This window comes from Microbacterium galbum (assembly GCF_032464915.1).
GTDB lineage: Bacteria > Actinomycetota > Actinomycetes > Actinomycetales > Microbacteriaceae > Microbacterium > Microbacterium galbum.
In genome coordinates, this window is sequence record NZ_JAWDIS010000002.1 from 559,979 (window position 1) to 569,478 (window position 9,500).

Genomic DNA, 9,500 nt, shown 5'->3' on the forward strand with positions numbered 1-9,500 from the left:
TCGCTCCTTAGCCTTTGACGGCGCCCTGCGTGAGACCGGACACGATCCGGCGCTGGAAGATCACGACGACGATGACGATGGGGATGGTGACGACGATGGCCGCGGCCGAGATCGCGCCCGTGGGTTCCTCGAACTGCGAGGCCCCGGTGAAGAACGACAGGGCCGCGGGCACCGGGCGGGCGGCATCCGTCGATGTCAGCGAGATGCCGTAGACGAAGTCGTTCCACGCGATGAAGAAGGCGATGATCGCGGTGGTGAACACCCCGGGAGCCGCGAGCGGCACGACCGTCTTGCGGAAAGCCTCGAACGGCGTGGCGCCGTCGACCTGCGCGGCCTGCTCGAGCTCCCACGGGATCTGGCGGAAGAACGCGGCGAGCGTCCAGATCGAGATGGGCAGCGTGAGCGACAGGTACGGGATGATCAGGCCGAGCCACGTGTCGTACAGGCCGATCACGCGCCACAGGTTGAACAGCGGCGTGACGATCGACACGATCGGGAACACCGAGACCGCGAGCGCCGTGGTGAGGATGATGCGCTTGCCGGGGAAGTCCAGGCGCGCGATCGCGTAGGCGCAGAGGGTCGCGAGCACCACGGCGATGAAGGTCGCGATGAGCGAGATGCCGATCGAGTTACGCAGGGCCGGGAGGAACAGGTCCTGCGCGCTGCCGCCCGGGGCGAGGATCGTGGCGTAGTTGTCGAGCGTCCACTCCTGCGGGAGGAGCGTCCCCGAGAACAGGCCCGCCTGGGTCTTGAACGACGTCATCGCGATCGAGAAGACCGGGAAGAGCGACCAGACGAGCACGGCCGCGATGATCACGAGCCACATGATCCGCTGGGGCCAGGTCATTGCGCGCATCAGGAGTTCCTCCCCGCCGACAGGTCCACTTTGAAGCCCTTGATGAAGATGCCGGCGATGATCAGGACGCTGAGGAACAGCAGCACCGAGATCGCCGAGCCGAGTCCGATCTCGAGGCGCCCGATCGAGGTGTTGTAGGCCAGCAGCGACAGCGCCTCGGTGTCGTTCGCCCCCGCGGTCATGATGAAGATGTTGTCGAAGATGCGGAACGCCTCGAGCGTGCGGAAGAGCACGGCGACCATGATCGCGGCCTTCATGTTCGGCAGGATCACGCGGCGCAGCACCTCCCAGCCGGTGGCCCCGTCGACCTTCGCGGCCTCCTCGAGGTCGCCGGGCACCTGTGCAAGACCCGACAGCAGCAGGAGAGAGATGAAGGGCGTGGTCTTCCACACCTCGCTGAGGATGATGACCGTGAGCGAGGTGCCCTGATAAGCGAACCAGTTGAGGTTCTCGTCGAACCCGGGGATCCACGACAGCCAGCTGTTGACGTACCCGCCGGAGTTGATGTCGAAGGCGTAGAAGAACGCGAAGGCCGAGACGACGGTGATGATGCCGTAGGGCACGAGGATCGCCGTGCGGGCGAAGCCGCGGAGCTTCTTGATCGCGCGGTGCATGACGAGCGCGAACCCGAACCCGATGATCAGTTCGAGCAGCACCGTGACGACGGTGATGAACAGCGTCACGCCCATCGACTGCCAGAAGGCCGGGTCGCCGAGGATGACCTGGCAATTGCGGAACCAGATGAACTCGCGGTCGTCGGGCGCGGTGAGGCGCAGGCTGAACAGCGAATCCCACAGCGCCTGCACGATCGGATACAGCGTGACCAGGAGCATGATGCCGAAGGCGGGGCCCGCGAGCATCCAGCCCAGGCGGGCCTCCGCCCGCGCGCGGTCGGAGCGCCGCTTCTTGGGCTTCGCACCCGGTTCTTTATCGGCCCGGATCTTGCCGGCCGCGGCGATTTCGGCGGTCACAGCAGTCGCTCCCCTCTGAGCACCGCGAGGATGAAGTCGGTCGAGGTCTGCGGCGTCGTATCGGGGGTGACGGCGTTCGGCGGATGCCACGTGCGCTGCAGCCCGATGGAGATCTCGTTGTAGTAGGGCGTCTGCGGTCGGGGCGCACCCAGCTGCAGGGACTCCGCGATCGTGGATGCCATCGGGAACTTCTCGTTCACCTCGGCGTCGTCGTACGCGGCGAGGTTGGAGGGCGGGTTGCCGTTGGTGACGAAGTACTGCGCCTGATTCTCCGGGGTCACGATGCACTGCACGGCCTGCCAGGCGAGGTCGACGTGCTCGCTGTACGCCCCGACGCCGAGGTTGATGCCGCCGACGGGAGGGGCGGCCGGGGTGCCGGCATCCACTCGGGGGTACACCGCCCAGCCGAGGTCGTCGACGACCTCGGGAGCTGCCCCCTGCATGGCCGGGTAGACGAAGGGCCAGTTGACCATGAACGAGCCGTTGTCGCCCTGGAAGAGGTTCATGCTCGCGTTCTCATCCGCGGTCGGCAGCCCCGCGCCGCCCAGGCCCGAGGAGCCGATGCGCCCGATGATCTCGGCGGCCTTCTTGCCCGCGTCGGACTCGAGTCCGAGCTGCATCTCGTCGGGCTTCGCCTCGGGGTCCTCGAGGATCTTCCCTCCGCCCGACGCGACCAGGGCGTTGATCCAGACCGTGAGCGACTCGGCGAGGGCGCCCTGCACGCCCAGCTGCTTGTTCTGGTCCTCGGCGGCTTGGATGATCTGGTCCCAGGTCACGGGCTGCGTCATGTCGAGGCCCGCGGCCTCGGCGACCGACTTGCGGTACCAGAGCAGCTGCGTGTTCGCCCAGAAGGGCACCGTCACCAGCTCGCCGTTCCAGCTGGCCGACTGCACCGCCCCCTCGACGATGCCGTCGGTGTTCTGCAGGTCGTCGGGAACCGGCGCGAGGAAGCCGGGCTCGGCGAGCTCGGGGATGAACGGCGGGTCGAGGCTCATGATGTCGAGCGACCGGTCACTCGCCGCCAGACGGCGGGCGAGCTGCTCGCGCTGCGAGGCGGCATCGCGCGGCAGCAGCGAGGTCTCGATGCGGTACGCCCCGTCAGCGGCCTCGGTACAGGATGCCGCGATCTCGGCCTGACCGCCGTCGTCGGGGTTGATGTACCAGGTCAGGGTGGGCACCCCGTCACCGGCGGAGCAGGCCCCGAGAGTGCCCGCGAGGGCCAGCGCCGAGGCTCCGGCCACGATCCGTCTCACCGTTCGCATCCGGCCCCCTCGCCTCGGTGCGGGGACCGGACGGCCCCCTCGTCGTGGGCTCCATCCTGCCGAGCAAAGGGTTTTCACAGCCTCAGGCTTGCCCCCACGAGGGGCGGATGATATTCGCGAGGAGCCTCCTCGGCGGCGCGGAGAGACGGCGGTCACGCGCTCCTGCGGGCGCGCCGGCGCGGCTGGGCCCGGACGCGGAAGAGCCGCCCACGTCGCGACGACGGGGCGGCTCTTCGCACACGCGGGTTACTCTCCGCGCGAGATCGCGATCATCTCGTCACGGGGCACGACCTTGATGCGCGCACGCTCGTGCGGCGCGCCGAGGGCCATCTCGTGCTCGTCGAGGCGGTGCCAGCCGTCGAGGTCGGTCCAGCGCACGCCGCGCTCCGCGAGCAGGCCCGGGATCGACTCCTCCTCGGGGTGCTCGGGGCGCCACCAGTCGCCCTGGTCGTTGATGACGTGGCGCACCGTCTCCATGGCGTCCGACTTGGTGTGTCCGATGAGACCGACGGGGCCGCGCTTGATCCAGCCGGTGGCGTACAGACCCGGCATGCGGGAATTCGAGTCGGCCGAGAGCACCTGGCCCTCGTGGTTGGGGATGACGCCGCGCAGTTCGTCGAACGGGATGTCCTTCAGCGGGGAACCGAAGTAGCCGACCGCGCGGTAGATCGCCTGGATCGGGACCTCGCGGATCTCGCCGGTGCCGACGACCCCGCCCTCGGCGTCGGGCCGGGTGCGCTCGTAGCGGAGGGCGGCGACGCGGCCGTCCGCGTCCTTCACGACCTCGAGGGGCTTGGCCCAGAAGTGCAGGTGCAGGCGGCGCGAGGCTTCTCCCCCGGCGTTGTTGACGCCCGGGCGGGTGCGCCACTGCTGCAGCACCCGGTCGATGACCTTGACCTGCTTGTTCGTCTCGATCGCGGTCTTGGACGCCTCGTCGTAGTCGAAGTCCTCGTCGTAGACGACCATGTCGACGTCGCGCAGCTCGCCGAGTTCGCGCAGCTCCAGGGGGGTGAACTTCACCTGCGCGGGGCCACGGCGGCCGAAGACGTGCACGTCGGTGACGGGCGAGGCCTTGAGTCCCTGGTAGACGTTGTCGGGCACCTCGGTGGGCAGCAGGTCGTCGGCGTGCTTGGCGAGCATGCGCGTGATGTCGAGGGCGACGTTGCCGTTGCCGATCACCGCGACCGACTCCGCCTCGAGCGGCCACTCGCGCGGCACGTCGGGGTGCCCGTCGAACCAGCTGACGAAGTCGGCGGCGCCGTAGGAGCCCTCCGCGTCGATGCCGGGGATGTCGAGGTCGGCGTCGCGGATCGCGCCGGTCGAGAAGATCACGGCGTTGTAGTGCTTCTTGAGGTCGTCGAGGGTGATGTCCTCGCCGAAGCGGACGTTGCCGAAGATGCGGATGTCGCCGCGGTCGAGCACCTCGCGCAGGGCCGTGATGACGCCCTTGATGCGCGGGTGATCGGGGGCCACGCCGTAGCGGACCAGGCCGTAGGGCGCGGGGAGCTGCTCGAACAGGTCGATCGACACGTCGAACTGACGCTCGGCCTTCAGCAGGATGTCCGCGGCGTAGATGCCGGCGGGGCCGGCTCCGACGATGGCGAGGCGCAGCTTCGTCATGGGTTCCTCTCGATCGCGATCGGGGGGGGGTGGGGGAAAAGGGTCAGGCCGAGCGGTCGGCCACGGCGCGGGCGAAGCGCGTCAGCGCCTCGCGCACGGCACCGTCGGGCAGCGGCGCGAGAGCGTCGATGGCCTCCTGCGACCAGCGGTGCGCGAGAGCCAGGGTCTCGTGCGTGGTCTCGTGGTCGCGCAGTTCGGCGAGCGCGCCGTCGAGGATCGACGGATCGGCGCCCGCAGCGATGCGCTCCTGGCCGTCGTCGATGCGCGCGCGCAGATCGGTGGATGCCGCGTCGGAGCGATGCCCGAGAAGCAGGTACGGCATCGTCGGCACGCCCGCACGCAGGTCGGTGCCGGGCACCTTGCCCGTCTCGGACGGGTCGGGCGAGAGGTCGATGACGTCATCGAGCAGCTGGAAGGCGACGCCCGCCTTCTCACCGAAGACGACCATGGGCTCCTCGAACTCCTCGGGAGCACCGGAGTAGATGATTCCCGACTGCGCGGCAGCCGCGATGAGCGACCCCGTCTTGTCGGCGAGCACCTGCAGGTAGAAGTCGACGGGCTCGTCGCCGTCCTGCGGGCCGACGGTCTCGTGCATCTGCCCGAGCACGAGACGCTCGAACGTGTCGGCCTGCAGCTGGATCGCCCGCTCGCCGCGGCGGGCCATCAGCTGGCTCGCGCGGGCGAAGAGCAGATCGCCGGTGAGGATGGCGATGTTGTTGCCCCACACCGTCTGAGCGCTGGGCACACCGCGACGCTTGTCGGCACCGTCCATGACGTCGTCGTGGTACAGCGAGCCGAGGTGGGTCAGCTCGAGGGCCGTGGCGACCTCGACGACCTCCTTGGTCGTGCCCTGACCGAGCTGCGCCGTGAGGATCGCGAGCATCGGCCGGACCCTCTTCCCGCCGGCCTCGTAGAGGTAGCGGGCGGTCACGTCGGCGAGCTTGTCGGCGCTGCGTACCTCGCCCTCGAGCTCGCTCTCGACGCGCGCCAGTCCGGCCTCCACGGTGGAGAGGAGGGTGCGAGAACGCAGGCCGGCGAAGATGCGGTCGCTCAGGCCCAGCTTTCCCGACAGGCGGGTGCTGGCCGCAGACGGTCTCGGGGTCACGATTTCAGCCTATCCTGGCGCAGCCGGAGGCCGCCGCGGGTATCTCGACGGTTGACAGGGCCCTAGGAGGCCGGGCGGATGCCGCGGTGCAACGCCACGATCCCGAATGACAGGTTGCGGTAGGCGACGTCATCCCATCCCGCGTCGCGCATCCAGCGCGCCAGGGTGGGCTGGTCGGGCCAGTCGCGGATCGACTCGTTGAGGTAGTCGTAGGCCTCGGCGTTGCTGCTCATGGCCTTGGCCACGACGGGGAGGACCCGGTCGTTGTAGAAGCGGTAGAGACCGTTGAACGCGCGCGACGGCGGGTGCGAGAACTCGCACACGACGATGCGGCCGCCGGGGCGGGTCACCCGGCGGAGCTCCCGGAGCGCGCGACGGGGGTCGTTGACGTTGCGCAGACCGAACGACATCGTCACCGCGTCGAACTCGCCGTCCTCGAACGGCAGGTCGGTGGCATCCGCCTGCACGAACTCCAGGTTCGGCACGTCGCCGTGACGACGGCGCCCCTCGGCGATCATGCCCTTCGAGAAGTCGGCGGCGACCACTTGGGCGCCGCTGGGCACGAAGGCCATCGACGAAGTACCGGTCCCGGCCGCGAGGTCGAGGATGCGCTCCCCGCTCTTCGGCGCCACGGCCCGCAGGACGGCCGCGCGCCACAGGCGGTCGTTGCCGAGGCTGAGGACCGAGTTGGTGCGGTCGTAGGCTGCGGCGACCTGGTCGAACATGCCGCTGACGCGCTGCGGGTCTTTGCCGAGGTCGGCGCGGTTGGGGTCGCTGCTCACCCGTCGAGTCTAGGCGCGCGCCGGGTCGTCGTCGCCGGGGGTTGCCAGCGCCGCCAGGCGTTCCAGCCAGGGACCCGTGACGTCGTCCGAGAACGGCGCCTCGCGATCGCGCACGCGTCGCTCGAGGTCGCTCGCCGTGGCATCCAGGTGCTCCACGATGTCGAGGGGGTAGCCGTACCGCACGCGGTGCTCGTCCCACTCGTCGCGGTCGTCGATCCAGGTGCCGCGTTCGTCGGTGCGGCGCACCACGTCGAGGTCCATGTCGATGCCCCGGGGCACACCGTCGTCGCGCCAGCGCACGTCCCACGCGAGGTCGATGTAGACGGCGACCGGGTGGGGGTCGGCGTTGTGCGTGAAGGCCCAATCCCCACTCGCGGGAACGAGGGTCACGTTCGGCTGCCGGCACACGAACTCCGCCCCCGGTCGCGCGCTGCGCCAGCCCACCTGCTGACCGAACCACTCGCCCCATTCGTCGGAGCCGAGGTACACGCTGTCCTGCACCCAGTGCGGCGAACCGTCCCACTTGCGCCATTCGAAGAGCAGGCGGGTGCCGGGAGCGGGACGGTTATCCATGTTCCGGAGTCTAAATCGCACCGCGGCGCCGGGCTCTGGTCTCCACGCGAGCCACGGCGCAGGACATCTCCGTTTGGGGCGCCGGACACCCGCCGGCGCGACCATCTCGGCCGCGTCCCCTCGACGCCGTAGCATCCGGAGACCGCGCACCGCCGGGGCGAGGAGCGCGGGTCTACGCTGAAAGACGTGCTCGAACCCGCGGATGACGTCGTGCCGCGCCTGCGCGTGGTGACACGAGAGCTGGCCCCGATGGACGACGTGCTGGCGTACACGACGCCGTACGACCCGCTGTTCTGGAGCCGTCGCGGCGAATCGCTGGCCGCCTTCGGCGACCTGCTGACGCTGCGCTACACCGGCGCGCAGCCGGGCGACGCGACGATCTCCGAGCGCTGGCGCGCGATCGCGGCGGCCGCCGAGGTCGACGATCCGGTGCAGTTGCCGGGCACCGGACTCGTCGCCTTCGGATCCTTCGTCTTCGACCCGCAGTCCGAGCGCGAGAACGTGCTCCGCGTGCCGGGGACCATCGTCGGGCGCCACAGCGGCCGCGCGTGGGTCACGCGCCTCGCTTTCGACGACACCCCCGACGAGCCCGAACCCGAACTTCCGCCGCGCTCCCCCTTCGGTCCGCACTGGTCGGCGACCCTGGGCCCCGGTCGGCAGACGGCCGAGAAGTACCAGGATGCCGTCCGCCAGGCGATCGAGGCGATCGGCGCCCGCGAGGTGGCCAAGGTCGTGCTGGCCCGCGACATCGCGGGGACGGTGCCCGCGGGGTCCGACCTCCGCCGCCTGGTGAGGTCGCTGCTCGAGGGCTACCCCGACTGCTGGGTGTTCGCCGTCGACGGTCTCATCGGCGCGAGCCCGGAGACGCTGGTGACCGTGTCGAAGGGCACCGTGACCGCACGCGTGCTCGCCGGGACCGTCGCGCGCGGAGGAGACGCCGACGCCGACGTCGCGGCATCCGTCGGTCTCACGCGGAGCACGAAAGACCAGGACGAGCACCGCTTCGCGGTGCAGAGCGTGCTCAAGGCCCTCGCGCCCCACACGTCGTCGCTCGCGGCCGAGGACCAGCCCTTCACCCTCAAGCTCCCGAACGTCTGGCACCTCGCCACCGACGTGGAGGGGGTGCTGAGCGAAGATGCCTCGTCGCTCGATCTGCTCTCGGTGCTGCACCCCACCGCGGCCGTCGCGGGAACGCCGACGACCGCGGCGATGGAAGTCATCCGCCGCCTCGAGCCCTTCGACCGCGGCCGGTACGCCGGAGCGGTCGGCTGGACGGGGGCCTCGGGCGACGGCGAGTGGGCGATCGCGCTGCGGTGCGCCCAGATCGACCGCGCGGCTCCGTCGTCGCCCACCGCGCCGATCACCGCCTACGCGGGGGCGGGCATCGTGGCCGACAGCGTCCCGGAGTCGGAGCTGCTGGAGACGCGCGTGAAATTCCGTCCCATCGTCGAGGCTCTGGCCTGAGTCAGGACTCGGCGAGACGCCGGCGCTCCACCTCGACGTCGTAGTCGGCCGCGGGCCACTGCGGATCGATGTCGACCAACGCGTCGATCAGCAGCTGCTGCACGGCGAGGCGGGCGTACCACTTGCGGTCGGCCGGGACGACGTGCCACGGCGCGACCGGTGTCGACGTGCGCTCGATGGCGACCTGATAGGCGTCCATGTAGTCGTCCCAGAGCTCGCGCTCGTCCACGTCGGAGGGGTTGTACTTCCAGTGCTTGTCGGGGCGCTCGAGCCGCTTCGCCAGGCGCTCGCGCTGCTCGTCCTTCGAGATGTGCAGCATCACCTTCACCACCCGGATGCCCATCTCGGCCGCCTGCGCCTCGAAGGCGACGACGGCGCCGTAGCGGCGGTCGATCTCATCCGCCGGCGCGAGGGAACGCACGCGTCCGATGAGGACGTCTTCGTAGTGCGAACGGTCGAACACCCCGATGTGGCCGGTGTTCGGCAGGCGTTTCTCGATGCGCCACAGGAAGTCGTGCGCGAGCTCCTCGGCCGTGGGCTTCTTGAACGACGCGAGCTCGACACCCTGCGGGTCGACCGCGCCGACGACGTGGCGCACGATCCCGCCCTTGCCCGCGGTGTCCATCGCCTGCAGCACCAGCAGCACCGACCCCGTGGCCGTGCCGGCCACGCTCTCCGCGAAGAGTCGCTCCTGCAGGTCCTCCAGCGGCTCCCGGCCGGCATCGAGATCGGCCTTGCCGTCGTCCTTGTCTCCGTCGTAGCCGGGCGTCGACCGCGTGTCGATGTCGGCGAGGCGGAACCCCGGGTCGACGCGCAGGGCGTCGGCGGCGGGCGTGGACCATCTCTGGCTTCTGCTCATCCCGACAT

Annotated in this window: 9 protein-coding genes; 1 reads left to right on the forward strand and 8 read right to left on the reverse strand. The window is 70.0% G+C overall.

Annotated elements, in window-relative coordinates:
- Nucleotides 1-7: 7 nt before the first annotated feature.
- From RWH45_RS11880 to RWH45_RS11910, 7 genes are all read right to left on the reverse strand, one after another.
- On the reverse strand, nucleotides 8-856 hold the full coding sequence (locus RWH45_RS11880) for a carbohydrate ABC transporter permease (protein WP_315995096.1): 849 nt from the start codon (nucleotides 854-856) through the stop codon (nucleotides 8-10).
- Nucleotides 856-1,797, reverse strand: coding sequence for a carbohydrate ABC transporter permease (locus tag RWH45_RS11885; protein ID WP_315995273.1), 942 nt, complete (start codon nucleotides 1,795-1,797; stop codon nucleotides 856-858). The genes RWH45_RS11880 and RWH45_RS11885 overlap by 1 nt, the downstream gene beginning before the upstream one ends.
- A 26-nt stretch (nucleotides 1,798-1,823) precedes the next feature.
- The gene (locus RWH45_RS11890; protein ID WP_315995097.1) at nucleotides 1,824-3,089 is read right to left on the reverse strand and encodes an extracellular solute-binding protein; all 1,266 of its coding nucleotides are present in this window, start codon (nucleotides 3,087-3,089) and stop codon (nucleotides 1,824-1,826) included.
- Nucleotides 3,090-3,335: 246 nt separating this feature from the next.
- Complete coding sequence (locus RWH45_RS11895; protein ID WP_315995098.1) at nucleotides 3,336-4,709, reverse strand: FAD-dependent oxidoreductase; 1,374 nt, start codon at nucleotides 4,707-4,709, stop codon at nucleotides 3,336-3,338.
- A 43-nt stretch (nucleotides 4,710-4,752) separates the two neighbouring features.
- Nucleotides 4,753-5,814, reverse strand: coding sequence for a polyprenyl synthetase family protein (locus RWH45_RS11900; protein ID WP_315995099.1), 1,062 nt, complete (start codon nucleotides 5,812-5,814; stop codon nucleotides 4,753-4,755).
- A 62-nt stretch (nucleotides 5,815-5,876) separates the two neighbouring features.
- Nucleotides 5,877-6,539, reverse strand: a complete 663-nt coding sequence (locus RWH45_RS11905; RefSeq protein ID WP_437127344.1) for a class I SAM-dependent methyltransferase — start codon at nucleotides 6,537-6,539, stop codon at nucleotides 5,877-5,879.
- Between the two features lie 66 nt (nucleotides 6,540-6,605).
- The gene (locus RWH45_RS11910; protein ID WP_315995101.1) at nucleotides 6,606-7,169 is read right to left on the reverse strand and encodes a DUF402 domain-containing protein; all 564 of its coding nucleotides are present in this window, start codon (nucleotides 7,167-7,169) and stop codon (nucleotides 6,606-6,608) included.
- Between the two features lie 249 nt (nucleotides 7,170-7,418).
- Here RWH45_RS11910 and RWH45_RS11915 point away from each other — a divergent pair, with 249 nt between their 5' ends.
- Nucleotides 7,419-8,633 carry an isochorismate synthase gene (locus RWH45_RS11915; protein WP_315995274.1) on the forward strand — a complete coding sequence of 405 codons (1,215 nt, stop codon included), beginning with the start codon at nucleotides 7,419-7,421 and terminating at the stop codon, nucleotides 8,631-8,633.
- Between the two features lies 1 nt (nucleotide 8,634).
- Here the strand turns inward: RWH45_RS11915 and RWH45_RS11920 are convergent, their stop codons facing one another.
- Nucleotides 8,635-9,492, reverse strand: a complete 858-nt coding sequence (locus RWH45_RS11920; RefSeq protein WP_315995102.1) for a PPK2 family polyphosphate kinase — start codon at nucleotides 9,490-9,492, stop codon at nucleotides 8,635-8,637.
- Between the last annotated feature and the right edge of the window lie 8 nt (nucleotides 9,493-9,500).

Excerpts from the sequence above, each read along its gene's own strand:
- RWH45_RS11880 (WP_315995096.1), bottom strand. The coding sequence starts at position 856 with ATGCGCGCAATGACCTGGCCCCAGCGGATCATGTGGCTCGTGATCATC.
- RWH45_RS11910 (WP_315995101.1), bottom strand. The coding sequence starts at position 7,169 with ATGGATAACCGTCCCGCTCCCGGCACCCGCCTGCTCTTCGAATGGCGC.
- RWH45_RS11895 (WP_315995098.1), bottom strand. The coding sequence starts at position 4,709 with ATGACGAAGCTGCGCCTCGCCATCGTCGGAGCCGGCCCCGCCGGCATC.
- RWH45_RS11905 (WP_437127344.1), bottom strand. The coding sequence starts at position 6,539 with ATGTTCGACCAGGTCGCCGCAGCCTACGACCGCACCAACTCGGTCCTC.
- RWH45_RS11890 (WP_315995097.1), bottom strand. The coding sequence starts at position 3,089 with ATGCGAACGGTGAGACGGATCGTGGCCGGAGCCTCGGCGCTGGCCCTC.
- RWH45_RS11920 (WP_315995102.1), bottom strand. The coding sequence starts at position 9,492 with ATGAGCAGAAGCCAGAGATGGTCCACGCCCGCCGCCGACGCCCTGCGC.
- RWH45_RS11915 (WP_315995274.1), top strand. The coding sequence starts at position 7,419 with ATGGACGACGTGCTGGCGTACACGACGCCGTACGACCCGCTGTTCTGG.